This is a genomic window from Bradyrhizobium sp. WSM4872, assembly GCF_055811715.1.
This window is the reverse complement of sequence record NZ_JBVVPT010000010.1, coordinates 108979-125006: the sequence shown is the minus strand read 5'-3', so window position 1 is coordinate 125006 and position 16028 is coordinate 108979. Positions and strand designations below refer to the sequence as shown.

The 16028-nt window shown below is 65.6% G+C and carries 13 protein-coding genes; 5 read left to right on the top strand and 8 right to left on the bottom strand.

Translation table 11 applies throughout. The features are described from left to right. Nucleotides 1-38: 38 nt before the first annotated feature. Nucleotides 39-1529, top strand: a complete 1491-nt coding sequence (locus AC0L3C_RS16500) for an MFS transporter (RefSeq protein WP_473257388.1) — start codon at nt 39-41, stop codon at nt 1527-1529. Between the two features lie 21 nt (nt 1530-1550). On the opposite strand, the gene AC0L3C_RS16495 is transcribed toward AC0L3C_RS16500, so the two are convergent. Together AC0L3C_RS16495 and AC0L3C_RS16490 are read right to left on the bottom strand one after the other, a co-directional pair. Beyond that, nucleotides 1551-2237, bottom strand: a complete 687-nt coding sequence (locus tag AC0L3C_RS16495) for an RlmE family RNA methyltransferase (protein ID WP_473280942.1) — start codon at nt 2235-2237, stop codon at nt 1551-1553. 1 nt (nt 2238) lies between these two features. Next, the gene (locus AC0L3C_RS16490; RefSeq protein ID WP_026233757.1) at nt 2239-3306 is read right to left on the bottom strand and encodes a Ppx/GppA phosphatase family protein; all 1068 of its coding nucleotides are present in this window, start codon (nt 3304-3306) and stop codon (nt 2239-2241) included. Nucleotides 3307-3517: 211 nt separating this feature from the next. Between AC0L3C_RS16490 and AC0L3C_RS16485 the strand changes: the two genes are divergently transcribed. After that, nucleotides 3518-5890: a xanthine dehydrogenase family protein molybdopterin-binding subunit gene (locus tag AC0L3C_RS16485; RefSeq protein WP_473408480.1), complete on the top strand. Its 2373-nt coding sequence runs from the start codon at nt 3518-3520 to the stop codon at nt 5888-5890. A 171-nt stretch (nt 5891-6061) separates the two neighbouring features. Here AC0L3C_RS16485 and AC0L3C_RS16480 read toward each other — a convergent pair whose 3' ends face one another. Next, a complete protein-coding gene (locus AC0L3C_RS16480; protein ID WP_473408479.1) occupies nt 6062-6862 on the bottom strand; it encodes a hypothetical protein in 801 nt (266 codons plus the stop codon). A 141-nt stretch (nt 6863-7003) separates the two neighbouring features. Here AC0L3C_RS16480 and AC0L3C_RS16475 point away from each other — a divergent pair, with 141 nt between their 5' ends. From AC0L3C_RS16475 to AC0L3C_RS16465, 3 genes are all read left to right on the top strand, one after another. Next, nucleotides 7004-7501 (top strand): YaiI/YqxD family protein, encoded by a 498-nt coding sequence (locus AC0L3C_RS16475; protein ID WP_007609125.1) that lies wholly within the window; start codon nt 7004-7006, stop codon nt 7499-7501. Nucleotides 7502-7509: 8 nt separating this feature from the next. Next, a complete protein-coding gene (locus tag AC0L3C_RS16470) occupies nt 7510-9315 on the top strand; it encodes an ABC-F family ATP-binding cassette domain-containing protein (protein WP_473257398.1) in 1806 nt (601 codons plus the stop codon). A gap of 64 nt (nt 9316-9379) precedes the next feature. Continuing rightward, nucleotides 9380-10459: a D-TA family PLP-dependent enzyme gene (locus AC0L3C_RS16465; protein WP_473257401.1), complete on the top strand. Its 1080-nt coding sequence runs from the start codon at nt 9380-9382 to the stop codon at nt 10457-10459. 29 nt (nt 10460-10488) lie between these two features. Here AC0L3C_RS16465 and AC0L3C_RS16460 read toward each other — a convergent pair whose 3' ends face one another. From AC0L3C_RS16460 to mmsB, 5 genes are all read right to left on the bottom strand, one after another. Further along, the gene (locus AC0L3C_RS16460; protein WP_473258365.1) at nt 10489-11715 is read right to left on the bottom strand and encodes a BaiN/RdsA family NAD(P)/FAD-dependent oxidoreductase; all 1227 of its coding nucleotides are present in this window, start codon (nt 11713-11715) and stop codon (nt 10489-10491) included. Next, on the bottom strand, nt 11712-12629 hold the full coding sequence (locus tag AC0L3C_RS16455) for an SDR family NAD(P)-dependent oxidoreductase (protein ID WP_473257404.1): 918 nt from the start codon (nt 12627-12629) through the stop codon (nt 11712-11714). The genes AC0L3C_RS16460 and AC0L3C_RS16455 overlap by 4 nt, the downstream gene beginning before the upstream one ends. Nucleotides 12630-12911: 282 nt before the next feature. Further along, nucleotides 12912-13391, bottom strand: coding sequence for a MaoC family dehydratase (locus AC0L3C_RS16450; protein WP_473257409.1), 480 nt, complete (start codon nt 13389-13391; stop codon nt 12912-12914). Then, entirely contained in the window at nt 13392-15110 is a 1719-nt protein-coding gene (locus AC0L3C_RS16445) for an AMP-binding protein (RefSeq protein ID WP_473408478.1), read from the bottom strand. Continuing rightward, complete coding sequence (gene mmsB / locus AC0L3C_RS16440; RefSeq protein ID WP_473408477.1) at nt 15110-16000, bottom strand: 3-hydroxyisobutyrate dehydrogenase; 891 nt, start codon at nt 15998-16000, stop codon at nt 15110-15112. Before mmsB ends, AC0L3C_RS16445 begins: the two co-directional genes overlap by 1 nt. Nucleotides 16001-16028 lie beyond the last annotated feature (28 nt).

Below are 16028 nucleotides of genomic sequence, written 5' to 3'. Positions count from 1 at the left end.
TCCGCGCCCTTCCTTCCGATGTCCATTACCAATCCATCATGGTCGACAAGCAACGCATCATTCCGCTGATCGTGGCCACTGCTCTCTTCATGGAGAACATGGACTCGACGGTGATCGCCACGTCGCTGCCCGCGATTGCGGCCGACATCGGCACCAGCCCACTAACGCTCAAGCTCGCGATCACGTCCTATCTGCTGTCGCTTGCGGTATTCATCCCGGCTAGCGGCTGGACCGCCGACCGGTTCGGCGCGCGCATGGTGTTTGCGATTGCCGTCGGCGTTTTCATGGTCGGCTCGGTAGGCTGCGCGCTCTCGTCATCGGTCACCGATTTCGTATTCGCGCGCATCCTGCAAGGCATGGGCGGGGCGATGATGACGCCGGTCGGGCGCCTCGTGCTGTTGCGGTCGGTCGACAAGAGCGCGCTGGTCAATGCCATGGCGTGGGTGACGGTTCCTGCCCTGATCGGCCCCGTGATCGGGCCGCCGCTCGGCGGCTTCATCACGACTTACGCGTCGTGGCACTGGATCTTCTTGATCAACATCCCGATCGGGCTGCTCGGCATCTTCATGGCCTTGCGCTTCATCGATCCCATCAAGAGCGAGGAACGAGAGCCGTTCGACCTCTACGGCATGGTGCTCGCGGGCCTCGGGCTCGCCGGCATCGCCTTCGGGCTGTCGGTTGCCGGACTCAATCTGCTGCCATGGAGCACGGTTGCCGCCCTGGTCGTCGGCGGATCGATCTCGATGACGCTGTATGTCCTTCACGCGCGGCGAACGGGGTCACCGGTGCTGGACTTCACGCTGTTGAGGCTGCCGACGCTGCGCGCGGCCGTTCTCGGCGGATTCATGTTCCGCCTCGGCATCGGCGCGCTGCCGTTCCTGTTGCCGCTCTTGATGCAGATCGGCTTCGGCCTCTCGCCGTTCAAGTCCGGCCTCGTCACGTTTGGCTCCTCGCTCGGCGCCATGGGCATGAAGGCGCTCGCCGCGCGCATCATCCGCGCCTTCGGCTTCCGCAACCTGATGACGATGAACGCGATCATCAGTGCAGTTTTCCTCGCCGCCTGTGCGCTCTTCACCGTGACGACGCCGCTGCTGATCATCATGATCATTCTGGTGGTTGGCGGCTTCTTCCGCTCACTCGAGTTCACCGCGATCAACACGGTGGCCTATGCCGAGGTCGAGCAGGCGCAGATGAGCCGCGCCACCACGCTCGTCAGCGTCAACCAGCAGCTCGCCGTCTCGGCCGGCGTCGCCGTCGGCGCCGCCTCCGTGGAGACGACGATGTGGCTCAGCCACGCCAGCGAGCTCAACGCCAGCGTGTTCGCGCCGGCCTTCCTCGTGGTCGCCTTGACCTCGGCGGCGTCGAGCTGGTTCTTCTGGCAGATGCCCGCCGATGCCGGCCACGAAGTCTCCGGCCGCAAGGCCGTGGAGATCGCAAGCCGCAAGGGTGCCGGCAAGGGCGCGGCCAAGGCGGCCGTCAAGGCCGCAACCGAGGATACGCAGGACGTGCGGGATCAGCGGCTGGGGTAGCCTCTCTTCTCGTCGTTGTTGCTATTCCGTCGCTCCGCCCCGAAATCCCGTCGCCAGCACATAGCGCTCCGAGGAATCCGCACGGCTCGCGGCCGGCTTGACGTGACGCACCGTGGCGAAATCGCGCTTGAGCTGGGTGAGCAGCTCGGCGTCGGCGCCGCTTTGGAACGCCTTGGCCAGGAAGGTCCCGCCCGGCTTCAGCACGTCGCAGGCAAACGCGGCGGCGGTCTCGATCAGGCCGACGATGCGAAGCTGGTCGGTCTTGCGATGACCGGTGGTGTTGGCAGCCATGTCGGACATTACGATGTCGGCGCCGCCGTCGAGCATGGCCTTGAGCTTGTCCGGCGCGTCATTGTCCATGAAGTCGAGCTGTGCGAACTCGACGCCGGCAATCTCGGGGATTTCCAGCAGGTCGATCGCAATGACCTTGCCCTTGCCGTCGACCGAGCCAACGCGCTTGGCGGCGATCTGGCTCCAGCCACCCGGCGCAGCGCCGAGATCGACCACCGCCATGCCGTGCTTGAGCAGCCGGTATTTGTCGTCGATCTCCAGCAGCTTGAAGGCGGCGCGCGAGCGATAGCCCAGCGCCTTCGCCTTCACCACGTAGGGGTCGTTGAGCTGCCGCTCCAGCCACAGCTTCGACGACAATTTGCGCTTGCCGTGGGTCTTGACCTGGACGTGCAAGCGGCCGGTGGTGTCCTTGGCCATCTCACCAGCTCCTGAGCGCGCCGTCTTCGCGCATCATCTCGACCAGCATGCCTTCGCGCAAGCCCCGGTCCGCGACGCGCAGGCGTGGCAGCGGAAAGGCGCGGCGGATCGCGTCGAGGATGGCGCAGCCGGCCAGCACGAGATCAGCACGCTCGACGCTGATGCAGCTGTTCGCGGCACGCTCCTCGTAGCTCATGCCGAGCAGCTTGTTGATGGTCGCGGTGACGTCGGTATCGTTCATCCAGACGCTGTCGATGCGGCGGCGATCGTAGCGCGCGAGATTGAGATGGATGCCCGCGAGCGTCGTCACGGTGCCTGACGTGCCGAGCAGATGCATATCAGTGAGATCGCCGCCATGCTGTTCGGCGAACGGCGCGATGTGATGGGCGACCTCGCGCTCCATCGCGGCGTAGATCTCGGGCGTCACGTCGCGGCCCCCGAACTGCTCGGCCAGCGTGACCACACCGAACGGAATCGACATCCAGGCTTTGATGCGCGGCTCCGGATTTGCGGCGTCGCGTTCGATTCGCACCAGCTCGGTCGAGCCGCCACCGATGTCGAACAGGATCGCGCCGCGTCCCCTGGGATCGACCAGCGGCGAGCAGCCGAGCACGGCGAGCGCCGCCTCGGTCTCTCGGTCGATCACCTCGAGCTCGATCCCGGTCTCGGCAGCGACGCGGCTGCGAAAGCCCTCTGCGTTCGAGGCGGCGCGGCAGGCTTCGGTGGCGATCAGCCGCAGCCGCCGCGCTTTGCGCAGGTTGATCTTGTCGCGGCAGATGCCGAGCGCCACGATGGCGCGCTCGATCGCAGCCTCGCTGATGCACCCGGTTGCCGAGACGCCCTCGCCCAGCCGGATGATGCGCGAGAAGGAATCGACCACGCGAAAGCCGTCGTGGGTCGGACAGGCGATCAGGAGCCTGCAATTGTTGGTGCCGAGGTCGAGCGCCGCGTAGACACCGGTTCCCGGCGCTTGCGCGCCGACGGCCGGTTCAGTGGCGAACGCCGCCGCCATCGACCCCAGCTCACCGTGCGGCGCAAGGCCGTCGCGGAGCCGCGTGTGGTCATTCATACAAACTGTCTTTCCGCGGCCGATTGGGCCGATCTGGAATTGCTTTTTCGCCTGAAACATTAGCAGCGCGCCAATCCTGCGCAACAACGCATCACATGGGACCATGCCCATTCGTGCGTTGTCGTGAACGGGCCGGTGGGTTATTTTTGAGGGGTCCGGTCCCCCAGGCGCCCCCCAAACCGCGCATTTGCCGGCTTTTCAGGTCAATTCCATGCAAGAACACACCAAATCCTCCACGCTCGAAAACGCTATTGCACTGCAAAAATATGGTGTCGGGCAGCCGGTCCGCCGCAAGGAGGACGATACCCTGGTGCGCGGCAAGGGCCGCTACACCGACGATTTCAACCTGCCGGGCCAGGCCCATGCCGTGATCGTCCGCTCGACCCATGCCCACGGCGTCATTCGCGGCATCAACATCGACGCCGCCAGGGCGATGCCGGGCGTGCTGGGGGTGTGGACCGGCAAAGACCTCGATGCGGCCGGCTACGGCCCCTTCACCTGCGGCCTGCCGCTGAAGAGCCGTGACGGCTCACCCCTGCTCCAGACCAACCGCCAGCCGCTCGCAACCGACAAGGTCCGCTTCGTCGGCGATCCCGTCGCCTTCGTGGTGGCGGAGACGCTAGCCCAGGCGCGCGACGCGGCCGAGGCGGTCGAGCTCGATATCGAGCCGCTGCCGGCGGTGACCGATCCCGAGCAAGCCGCAAAACCCGGCGCGCCGCAGCTCTACGACCACATCCCGAACAATGTCGCGCTCGACTACCACTATGGCGACATCGAGAAGGTCAATGCGGCCTTCGCCAGCGCCGCTCACGTGACCAAGGTCGACATCGAGAACACCCGCGTCGCCGTGGTCTCGATGGAGCCGCGCGTCGGCCTTGCCTCCTACGACAAGAAGACCGAGCGCTACACCATCCAGATGCCGACGCAGGGCGTCGCCGGCAACCGCGCCAACCTCGCCAAGAACCTGAAGGTGCCGAACGAGAAGGTGCGCATCCTCACCGCCAATGTGGGCGGCTCCTTCGGCATGAAGAACGTCAACTATCCCGAGTACATGTGCATCCTGTACGCGGCCAAGGAACTGGGACGGCCGGTGAAATGGCTCGACGAACGCTCGACCAGCTTCTTGTCCGACAGCCACGGCCGTGCGCAGAAGATTCACGCGGAGCTCGCGCTGGACGCCGAGGGGCATTTCCTCGCCGCCAAGCTATGGGGCTACGGCAATCTCGGTGCCTACATCACCGGGGTCGCGCCCAGTCCGCTCTCGCTCAATACCAGCAAGAACTTTTCCAGCGTCTATCGCACACCGCTGATGGCCGTCGACATCAAGACGGTGCTGACCAACACCACGCTGATGGGCGCCTATCGAGGCGCCGGCCGGCCCGAGGCCAACTACTACATGGAGCGGCTGATCGACCGCGCCGCCGACGAGATGGGCATCAACCGCCTGACGATGCGCAAGCGCAACTTCATCAAGCAGAACCAGATGCCGTTCGCCGCGTCCTCCGGCGTCACCTACGACAGCGGCGACTTCCAGGCTGTCTTCAACAAGGCGCTCGAAATCTCCGACCACGAGAACTTTGCCAAGCGCAAGAAGGAGAGCAAGAAGTCCGGCAAGTTGCGCGGCATCGCCGTCGGCTCCTATCTGGAGGTGACCGCACCTCCCGGCGTCGAGCTCGGCAAGATCGTGTTCGATCCCGATGGCTCCGTGCAGCTCATCACCGGTACGCTCGACTACGGTCAGGGCCACGCGTCCGCATTCGCGCAGGTGCTCTGCCAGCAGCTCGGCGTCCCCTTCGACAGCGTCAAGCTGGTGCAGGGTGACAGCGACATCGTGCACACCGGCAATGGCACCGGCGGCTCGCGCTCGATCACCGCGACCGGCATGGCGATCGTGGGCGCCGCCAAGCTCGTGATCGAAAAGGGCAAGCGCGCCGCCGCGCACATGCTGGAGGCATCCGAAGCCGACATTGAATTCGAGGGCGGCAGCTTTACGATCGCCGGCACCGACCGCAGCATCGACATCATGGAGCTCGCCAAGCGCCTGCACGACGGCAAGACGCCGGAAGGCGTGCCCGACAGCCTCGACGTCGATCACACCAGCGAACCGGTGCCCTCGGCCTTCCCGAACGGCTGCCATGTCGCCGAGGTCGAGATCGATCCTGAGACCGGCGTCGTGCAGATCGTGCGCTACAGCGCGGTCAACGATTTCGGCACGGTGATCAATCCGCTGCTGGTCGCGGGCCAGCTCCATGGCGGCGTCGTCCAGGGCATCGGCCAGGCGCTGATGGAGCACGTCCGCTACGACGAAAGCGGCCAGCCGATCACGGGCTCGCTGATGGACTACGCTCTGCCGCGCGCCGAGGACGTTCCGAACATGACGATCGGCGACCACCCGGTGCCGGCCACGACCAATCCGCTCGGCAGCAAGGGCTGCGGCGAGGCCGGCTGCGCCGGCAGCCTGTCAACGGTCGTGAACGCGGTGATCGACGCGCTCTCCGACTACGCCATCAAGCACATCGACATGCCGCTGACGCCGGAGCGGGTGTGGCGGGCGATCCAGGAGGCCAAGGGGAAAGCGGCGTAGCGCTGCCCTTCTGCCTCCACAAGCTCACTGTCATCGCCCGGCTCGACCGGGCGATCCAGTACTCTGAGGCGGCAGTGATTTACGGAGAAGCCGCGGCGTACTGGATGCCCCGCCTTCGCTGGGCATGACACCGAGCTTGGAGCCGTGTACTTGCCTCTCTTCGCCCGCGCTCTACGCCGCCGCCTGCTCGCGCGGCTGGTAGATCGCGGTGTGCTGGCAGTGCGCCAGCGGCGTCGTGCCGTTGGCGACCACCAGCGCGTCGAGCTCGACGAAGCGGTGGCCCTTCTTCTCGTAATTCGCGGTGACTTTTGCCCGCGCGGTGATCTCGTCACCGGCGCGTGCGGCCGACAGCAATTGCATGCGGCTGCCGACATGGATCCAGGGCCCGAGGATCGTGTTGTCCACCAGCACGCGGTTCATCACGCGCTGAATCAGGCCGGGGTGGCCGAGCCCCTCGCGCGCGAAGATCGGATCGGCCTCACGGATGTCGGCGAGGTAGTCGGCTGCATCCTGCCCCGCCCAGCGGCGCGGCGTCGTGCCGAACCATTTACCGGTGTCGAAGGTTGCCGAGCTGACCGGCTTGCGCTCGGCAATCGCGGGGACCTCGACATAGTCGCTCAACGACACCGCAGTCGCAATCGCCGGCAGCGACGCCGTCCCCGTCGCGCAGAGCTCGGTGCGGCTGAACACCTCGATCGTGAGCAGGCCGTTGTGTTCGGTCGCATCGACATCGGCGGTCTCGCCGTCATAGACCGGCTTGATGAAACGCGCCTCGATCAACCCGCGCGACAGGAAATCGCGGCCCCAGCGCGCCACCGGCACATGCATCATGTAGGCGAAGACGTCGACGCCGGGGACCAGCCCGCCGGAAAAGCCGAAGCGGCGCGCCACATTGTCGTCATGCATCTTATTTTCGGACTGCTTGGCCGTGTTGTAGGCCTCGACGCGATAGGTTTCGAGCCGGTTCGGCATGGCTTGGCTTTCCCCAAATTCTTGTTGTTTCGGGCCGATCGTAGGCCCTGAGGAACCGGGGTCAATCCCCTCGCCTTTGCGGCCCGAATGGGGTACCACGCGGCTGCTGCGAAACCGCTTCGCAAGCCCCATCTACGGACAATGACGAACCCTCAAAACACCACCCGCATCTATGTCGACGCCGACGCCTGTCCGGTGAAGGACGAGATCTATCGCGTCGCCGGAAGGCACGGCCTGCCCGTGAGCGTGGTCGCGGGCAACTTCATCCGCGTGCCCCAGGATCCGCTGATCGAGCGGGTCGCCGCGGGTGCCGGCATGGACGCGGCCGATGACTGGATCGCGGAACGCGCCGGGCCCGGCGATATCGTCATTACCTCGGATATTCCACTCGCGAGCCGCTGCGTGAAGGCCGGCGCCGATGTGATTGCATCCAACGGCAAGGCGTTCACCGAGGAATCGATCGGGATGACGCTGGCGGTCCGCAACCTGATGACCGATTTGCGCTCGGCCGGCGAAGTCACCGGCGGTCCGAAATCGTATTCACCGCGCGACCGCTCGACGTTTCTGTCGACGCTCGACCAGACCATCCGCCGCATCCAGCGCCGCCGCGCCGATCAGGCCGCAACAAGACAGGACTGAGACACCGCATGGCGCCACCGCTGATTCAACTGCGCGATATCAAGCTGACCTTTGGCGGCACACCGCTCCTGGCGGGCGTCGAACTGTCGGTTTCGACCGGCGAGCGCGTCTGCCTGATCGGCCGCAACGGTTCCGGCAAATCGACGCTGCTCAAGATCGCCGCCGGCCTGGTCGAACCGGATGGCGGCAGCCGTTTCGTGCAGCCCGGCGCCACCATTCGCTACCTGCCGCAGGAGCCGGATTTTTCCGGTTTCTCCACCACGCTGGCCTATGTCGAGGCCGGCCTCAATGCCGGCGACGACCATTATCAGGCGCGCTATCTGGTCGAGCAGCTCGGTCTCAGCGGCGAAGAAGATCCGGCACATGTCTCCGGCGGCGAAGCGCGCCGCGCCGCGCTGGCGCGCGTGCTGGCGCCCTCGCCCGACATCCTGTTGCTGGACGAGCCGACCAACCATCTGGATCTTCCGACCATCGAATGGTTGGAGAGCGAACTGGAGAGCCGCCGCTGCGCGCTGGTGATCATCAGCCACGATCGGCGCTTCCTCGGCAATCTCTCGCGCAGCACCGCCTGGCTCGACCGCGGCCAGATCCGGCAGATCGACCGCGGCTTCAGTGCCTTCGAGGCCTGGCGCGACGAGGTGCTCGCGGAGGAAGAGCGCGACCAGCACAAGCTTGACCGCAAGATCGTCAACGAGGAGCACTGGTTGCGTTACGGCGTCTCGGGCCGCCGCAAGCGCAACGTCAAGCGGCTCGGCAATCTCCACGCGCTGCGCGACCAGCGCCGCACGCATCGCGGCGCGACGGGCAACGCCAACCTCGCGGCTGCCGAAGCCGACAAATCCGGCAAGCTCGTCATTGAGGCCAAGAATATCAGCCGGTCCTATGGCGAGCGAAAGATCGTCGACGGCTTCTCGATCCGCGTCCAGCGCGGCGACCGCATCGGCATCGTCGGCCCGAACGGCGCCGGCAAGACCACGTTGATCGAGATGCTGACCGGCGGCAGCGCACCGGACAGCGGCAGCATACGGCTCGGCGCCAACATCGAGATGGCGACGCTCGACCAGCATCGGGAAAGTCTCGATCCCAAGACGACGCTGGCCGAGGCGCTCACCGGCGGCCGCGGCGACCATGTCATGGTCGGCGGCAAGCCGAAGCATGTCGTCAGCTACATGAAAGACTTCCTGTTCGCCCAGGAACAGATGCGCACGCCGCTGGAGGTGCTGTCGGGCGGTGAACGCGGCCGGCTGATGCTGGCGCGCGCGCTGGCGAAGCCCTCCAACCTCCTGGTGCTGGACGAGCCGACCAACGACCTCGACCTCGAGACCCTCGACGTCCTCGAGGAAATGCTCAGCGACTACGAGGGCACCGTGATCCTGATCAGCCACGATCGCGATTTTCTCGACCGCGTGGTGACGTCCGTGATCGTGCCCGAGGGCAACGGACGCTGGCTCGAATATGCCGGCGGTTATACCGACATGCTGGCCCAGCGCGGCGCCGACGTGAAGCGCGCGACAGCGAAGGCCGTCGAAGAGACGAGAGAACAGCGATCAGCCGCGCCTTCCGGCGTCGCGAGACGACGGCTGACCTTCAACGAGCAACACGCGCTGGAGACGCTGCCCAAGACCATCGCCAAGCTGCAGGCCGAGATCGCCAAGCAGCAGCGCTTCCTTGACGACCCCGATCTCTTCCGCAAGGATCGCAAGCGCTTCGACCAGGCCTCCGACGCTCTGACGAAGGCGCAAAAGGAGCTGGCCGAGGCCGAAGACAAATGGCTGGAGCTAGAAGTGCGGCGCGAAGAGATTGAACAGGCCTAGCGTGCATTTCGCAAAAGTGGGCACCGCTTTTGCAAACGGAATGCGCGCCAACTCAGAGACTTCCATGACAACGACCCTTGCCGCCAAGATCGCCCGTGAGTACGGCACCCCCTGTGCCGTCATCGACATGGACAAGGTCGAGCGCAACATCGCCCGGATTCAGAAGGCCTGCGATGACTCCGGGATCGCCAACCGTCCCCACATCAAGACGCACAAGAACCCGACGATCGGCAAGATGCAGATCGCGGCCGGCGCGAAGGGCATCACCTGCCAGAAGCTCGGTGAAGCCGAGATCATGGTCAATGCCGGGATCGACGACATCCTGATCAGCTACAATCTGCTCGGCGAAGAGAAGATGGCGCGCTTAGGGGCGCTGCAGGCGAAGGCCAACATGACGGTCGCCGCCGACAATTCGACCGTCGTTGCCGGCCTGCCCAAGGCCGCCGCGGCCTCGGGCCGACCGCTGTCGGTCGTGGTCGAATGCGATACCGGCCGCAAGCGCGCCGGCGTCGAGACGCCCGTCGAGGCAATCGCGTTAGCGCGCGAAATCGCCGCGTCCCAAGGGCTCGAGTTCGCCGGCTTCATGATGTATCCGACCGAGACTGGCTGGGCGGACGCGCAAAAATTCTATGACGAAGCTCTGGCTGGCGTGCGCGCGCACGGGCTGGATGCAAAAATCGTCTCGACCGGCGGAACGCCGAACCTGAAGAATATCGGCAAGCTCAAGGGCGGCACCGAGCACCGCTTCGGCACCTACATCTACAACGACCGCATGCAGGTCGCCGCCGGCTCCGCCACCTGGGACGACTGCGCGCTGCACATCTATTCGACCGTGGTGAGCCGCGCTGCACCTGAGCGCGGCATTCTGGACGCCGGCTCGAAGACGCTGACGACCGACACCGGCGGCCTCGACGGCCACGGCCTCATCCTGGAGCACCCCGAAGCGAAGATCGCACGCTTCGCCGAAGAGCACGGCTTCCTCGACCTCTCCCGCAGCAACACCCGGCCCAATGTCGGCGACGTGGTCCGCATCGTGCCCAATCACGTCTGCGTCGTCGTCAACATGATGGACGAAGTCGTGATGGTGCGCGGCGAGGAGATCATCGGCACACTGCCGGTGGCGGCACGGGGAAAGCTGCGGTAGGGCTCCGTGGGATGGGTGGAGCGTGCGCTCTACCCGTCCTTCAGGGCGAGCCGTCGCAACACGCCCCTGGCCGCCGCAGCCCCCGTCGCGAACGAGGCCTGGAGCAAATAGCCACCCGTCGGTGCCTCCCAGTCCAGCATCTCACCGGCTGCAAACACGCCCGGCAGCTTGCGGATCATGAAGTCCGAGTCGAGTTCATCGAAGGAAATCCCGCCGGCGCTGGAGATCGCGCGCGCGATTGGCGCGACGCCCGTGAGCTTGATTGGCACCGCGTTGATGAGCTCGGCCAATCGTTCAGCCGACATTGCCGACAACGATTGGCGAGCACCGATGGCGGCTTCCTGCAACAGCCCGACCGCAACGGGCGGCAGCTGCGCAGCCTTGCGCAGGAAGTTGGAGAACGATTGCTTGCCGCGCGAAGCGGACAGGCGCTTGACGAGTTCGCCATGATCGATATCCGGCCGCAAACCGACCTGCAGGACCGCTTCGCCGTTCGCCGCGATCGCCTCGCGCAGTTCGGCCGACAACGCATAGATCGCCCCGCCCTCGATCCCGCCGCTTGTGATCATCGCCTCGCCGCGCGCGCGGTGCGGGCCGAAGGACAGCGTGATGCCCTTGAGCGGTTGGCCTTCGAAGCGCGCGCGGAAGATTTCGGACCATGCCACGGTGAAGCCGGAGTTCGCCGGCCGCAGCGGCGAGATCGCAACGCCTTTGTCGGCCAGGATCGTCGTCCAGCCGCCATCGGAGCCTAGTCGCGGCCAGCTGGCGCCGCCGAGTGCCAGCACTGTCGCATCCGCGGCGATGGTGGCGCCGCCGCCCAGTGTGTCAAAGACCAGTCGTCCGTCCCCGTCCCAGCCCATCCAGCGCTGGCGAAACGCAAAGCGCACGCCCGCGGCATCGAGCCGTCGTAGCCAGGCCCGCAGCAGGGGTGAGGCCTTGAACGCCTTCGGAAACACACGCCCGCTGGAGCCGACAAAGGTCGGCTCGCCCAGCGCCTCGCTCCACGCGCGCAGCGCGTCAGGCGGGAACGCTTCGATCGCCGCTTGCAACCTCTGCGCCGCCTCACGGTAGCGTGTGATGAACTGCGGCAGCGGTTCGCTGTGGGTGAGATTGAGCCCGCCGCGGCCGGCCATCAGGAATTTGCGGCCCGCGGACGGCATCGCGTCGTAGACGGTGACGCGAGCACCGGCTCGCGCGAGCACCTCTGCCGCCATCAGCCCGGCAGGGCCGGCGCCAATGACGGCGACGGCTGTCAGAGTTTTACCCCGGCACGCGCAGCGGCCTGCGCCACGTATTTCTGCGTCTGCTCGAAAGCCCCCTGCAGCGCCTTCGCCTTCGACATGTCGCTGATCTCGGCGAAATGCTCCGCGACCGCGTCCGGCGTCCACTCGGACTCCGGCAGGTTGATGCCTTCGCTCTCGACAATCTTGATCACCGCGAAGGAACCGGCGCCGGCGCCCATGATGGTACGGGTCGGCGCGTCCTCGCTCAGCATGTACTCGACCGCGGGCGTGATCGCGTTCGGCTTCATCAACTGCAGCGCCTGCGGCGGCAGCAGCTCTTCCGTCATGCGGGTTGCCGCCGTCGGCGAGATGATGTTGACGCGAATGTCGGTCTTGCGGCCCTCCTCCGCCAGCACGTTCATCAGGCCAACCATGCCGGATTTGGCCGCACCGTAATTGGCCTGGCCGAAATTGCCGTAGAGGCCGGAGGACGACGTCGTCAGCACGATGCGGCCATAGTTGCGATCGCGCATGCCGGCCCAGGCCGCCTTGCAGCAATAAAAGGTGCCGACGAGGTGCACGTCGAGCACCTTCTGGAAATCGGCCGCTTCCATCTTGCCAAACGACTTGTCGCGCAAAATGCCGGCATTGGCACACAAGAGGTCCACGCTGCCCCACTCCTTGGTGGCGCGCTCGACCATCGCCGTGACCTGCTCGAAATTGGAGACGTCGGCGCCATCTGCCATGGCGGTGCCGCCCGCTTTACGGATCTCCTCGACCACGGCTTCCGCCGGCGACAGCGAGCCGCCGCTGCCGTCGCGCGCGCCGCCGAAATCGTTGACCACGACCTTGGCGCCGCGGCTCGCCAATCCCAGCGCATGCGCCTTACCGAGACCATTGCCCGCGCCGGTGACGATGGCGACGCGTCCGTCGAACCTGATTGCCATGAGTGCAGTTCCTGCTTCTTCTTCCTTCTCCCCTTGTGGGGGAAGGTGGCATAGGCGGCCAACGGCCGCCGTTCCTGGTTAAAACGCCAACGCGTAGCGTTGGCTACGGCGCCGGATGAGGGGTCTCTCACAACGGATGTGCTCGCGGAGAGAGACCCCTCACCCGCCTCGCGTTCCGCGAGGCACCCTCTCCCACAAGGGGAGAGGGGTCGAGCGCACCGATTTGGACAAGTTTTGAGCAGCGTTGGGGAGCCGGGTCAAGCCCGGCAAAAACTGTTAGCGTCAGGCGAAATAGATCAACCCGAGCCAGTCTGCGACCAGCGCGGGCTTGTCCTCGCCTTCGATCTCCACAGTGACGTTGGTGCGGGACTGCAATTCATTAGGCTTGCGCAGCTTGGCTTCCGCCAGCACGAAACGGCCGCGAACGCGCTTGCCCGAGCGCACCGGCGAGATGAAGCGCAGCTTGTCGAAACCGTAATTGACCCCCATCGTGGTGCCCGCGATGACGGGCATCACCTCGTAGGACATGATCGACAGCAGCGACATCGTCAGGAATCCGTGTGCGATCGTGGTGCCGAACGCCGTCTCCTTCTTCGCACGCTCCGGGTCGACGTGAATGAACTGGTGATCCTCGATCACGTCGGCATAGGTGTCGATGCGGGGCTGATCGACCAGGTGCCACGACGACACCCCGATCTCCTTGCCGACCATGGCCTGATAGGCCTCCAGCGCAATCGGCGGCTTCTTCCAGATTTCGTTCACTTAGGTCTCGCTCCGTGTTTTCGACAGCTCCGGAAAATCCTCTTCGCGGAATTCCCGGCCGCGCAGGGGATCGTTGCGATCGTCGTCGCGCTCGAGACGTCTGAGCTGAACGCGGCGGATCTTTCCCGAGATCGTCTTCGGCAGCTCCGTGACGATTTCGAGGCGGCGGATGCGCTTGAACGGCGCAAGACGCGTGTGGAGGTGCTTGAAGATGGAGAGCGCGGTTTCCGGCGAGCGCTCCGCGCCGGATGTCAGCAGCACAAACGCCTTGGGAATCGCGAGCCGGATCGGATCCGGGCTTGGCACGACGGCGGCTTCCGCGACGAGCTCGTGCTCGAGCAACACGCTCTCGAGCTCGAACGGGCTGATGCGATAGTCGGAGGATTTGAACACGTCGTCGGACCGGCCGACGAAGGTGAGATAGCCATCGTCGTCTTCGAACACGACGTCGCCGCTGCGATAGAGTTCGCCTTCGGCGCCGGATAGTCCGCCGTCGTCGCCCTGATAGCCCTGCATTAGGCCGGCGGGGCGGTTTTCGCCGAGCACCAGAGCCACCTCGCCCTCCTTGGCCGGATGACCATCGGCGTCGCTGACTTGCACGCGATAGCCCGGCAGCGGCCGGCCCATCGAGCCGATCTTGATCTTTTGCCCCGGCGAGTTGCCGGCGAGCGCCGTCGTTTCCGTCTGCCCGTAACCATCGCGGATGGTGAGGCCCCAGGCGGCCTGCACCTGGTCGATCACCTCAGGATTGAGCGGCTCGCCGGCGCCGCAGACCTCGCGCAAGGCCACCTTGAACGACGCCAAATTCTCCTGGATGAACAGCCGCCACACCGTCGGCGGCGCGCACAGCGTGGTGACGCCGCAGCGGCCGATGGTGGCAAGCAGGCCCTTGGCATCGAAGCGCGGCTGGTTGACCACGAACACGGTCGCGCCTGCATTCCACGGCGCGAAGAAGCAGCTCCAGGCGTGCTTGGCCCAGCCGGGCGAAGAGATATTGAGATGGACGTCACCCGGCTTTAGCCCGATCCAGTACATGGTCGAGAGATGGCCGACGGGATAACTGCGCTGGCTGTGCCGCACCAACTTTGGCTTTGCCGTAGTGCCCGAGGTGAAATAGAGCAGCATCGGATCGTCGGCGTTGGTCGGACCGTCGGCTGCAAAGCTCTCCGACGCCATTGCCGCCTCATCATAGGAAAGCCAGCCATCGGAGGCCTCGCCCACGACGATGCGGACGATATTGTCGGCGCCAAGGCTTGCGAACTTCGCAACCTGGTCCTGCGCTGCCACCACCGCCTTCGCCTTGCCGCGATCGAGCCGGTCGCGGAGCTCGTCGGCGGTGAGCAGCGTCGTTGCGGGAATCACGACGACACCGAGCTTCATTGCGGCCAGCATCGTCTCCCACAGCGGAACGACATTGCCGAGCAGCAGCAGGAGATGGTCGCCGCGCTTCAGGCCCTGCGCGCGGAGGAAGTTCGCGACCTGGTTGGAGCGGCGCGACAAAGCTCCGAACGAGAGCTTGGTCTGCCGGTCCTGCGCGGCATCGACGATCCAGAGCGCAGGACGATCCTTGCTGTCCGCATTCGCCGCCAGCTCGGCGTCGAACCAGTCGAGTGCCCAGTTGAAGGGAACCGGATCGGGCCAGCGGAAGTCTTTGACCGCTGTCTCGTAGTCCGTGCGGTTGTGAAGCAGAAACGCGCGCGCTTCCTGAAATGTCGTCATCAAGCTTTCCCGGCTAGACTCCTAACGTGCTTGATAATTCCGGAAAAATCCACCCCGCCCTGGCCGGCTGCGTCGAATGACTGATAGATCTCCTGCGCATGCTTGCCGAGCGGCGTCGCCGCGCCCGCGGCCTTGGCGGCGTCCTGCGCCAGCGTCAGATCCTTCACCATCAGCGCGGAGGCAAAGCCCGGCTTGTAGTCGTTGTTGGCGGGCGATGTCGGCACCGGCCCGGGCACCGGGCAATAGGTCGTCAGCGACCAGCACTGGCCCGACGAGGTCGAGGCGACGTCGAACAGCGCCTGATGCGAGAGCCCGAGCTTCTCGGCCAGCGCGAACGCCTCGCTCACGGCGATCATGGAAATGCCGAGGATCATATTGTTGCAGATCTTTGCCGCCTGGCCCGCGCCGGCACCGCCGCAATGCACGATCTTCTTGCCCATGTTCTCCAGCACGGGCTTTGCCGCTGCAAACGCGTTGTCCTCGCCGCCGCACATGAAGGTGAGCGTCGCACCCTTGGCGCCGCCGGTGCCGCCGGAGACCGGAGCGTCGACCGAAAGCACCCCGTGCTTGGCCGCCAGCGCATGCGCCTGGCGCGCGCTCTCGACGTCGATGGTGGAGGAGTCGATGATCAGTGCGCCCTTGGTCATGACAGGGACGACCTCGCCCCACACGCCGAGCACATGCTTGCCGGCCGGCAGCATGGTGATGACCACCTCGGCGCCCTTCACGGCGCCAGCGGCGCTCTCGGCGATGCCGGCTCCATCGGCCTTGGCCTGGTTGCGGGAGGCCTCGGCGAGGTCGAAAGCAACGACCTTGTGGCCGGCCTTGACCAGATTGGCGGCCATGGGGCCGCCCATGTTGCCGAGACCGATGAATGCGATCGTGGCCATCTTCATTTCCTCCGCTGAACGCTTCGTT

What these genes read in the sequence shown, in the direction of transcription:
- AC0L3C_RS16495 (WP_473280942.1), bottom strand. Translation starts at nt 2,237, where the DNA reads ATGGCCAAGGACACCACCGGCCGCTTGCACGTCCAGGTCAAGACCCAC.
- AC0L3C_RS16480 (WP_473408479.1), bottom strand. Translation starts at nt 6,862, where the DNA reads ATGCCGAACCGGCTCGAAACCTATCGCGTCGAGGCCTACAACACGGCC.
- mmsB (WP_473408477.1), bottom strand. Translation starts at nt 16,000, where the DNA reads ATGGCCACGATCGCATTCATCGGTCTCGGCAACATGGGCGGCCCCATG.
- AC0L3C_RS16490 (WP_026233757.1), bottom strand. Translation starts at nt 3,306, where the DNA reads ATGAATGACCACACGCGGCTCCGCGACGGCCTTGCGCCGCACGGTGAG.
- AC0L3C_RS16470 (WP_473257398.1), top strand. Translation starts at nt 7,510, where the DNA reads ATGGCGCCACCGCTGATTCAACTGCGCGATATCAAGCTGACCTTTGGC.
- AC0L3C_RS16485 (WP_473408480.1), top strand. Translation starts at nt 3,518, where the DNA reads ATGCAAGAACACACCAAATCCTCCACGCTCGAAAACGCTATTGCACTG.
- AC0L3C_RS16465 (WP_473257401.1), top strand. Translation starts at nt 9,380, where the DNA reads ATGACAACGACCCTTGCCGCCAAGATCGCCCGTGAGTACGGCACCCCC.
- AC0L3C_RS16445 (WP_473408478.1), bottom strand. Translation starts at nt 15,110, where the DNA reads ATGACGACATTTCAGGAAGCGCGCGCGTTTCTGCTTCACAACCGCACG.
- AC0L3C_RS16455 (WP_473257404.1), bottom strand. Translation starts at nt 12,629, where the DNA reads ATGGCAATCAGGTTCGACGGACGCGTCGCCATCGTCACCGGCGCGGGC.
- AC0L3C_RS16500 (WP_473257388.1), top strand. Translation starts at nt 39, where the DNA reads ATGGTCGACAAGCAACGCATCATTCCGCTGATCGTGGCCACTGCTCTC.
- AC0L3C_RS16475 (WP_007609125.1), top strand. Translation starts at nt 7,004, where the DNA reads ATGACGAACCCTCAAAACACCACCCGCATCTATGTCGACGCCGACGCC.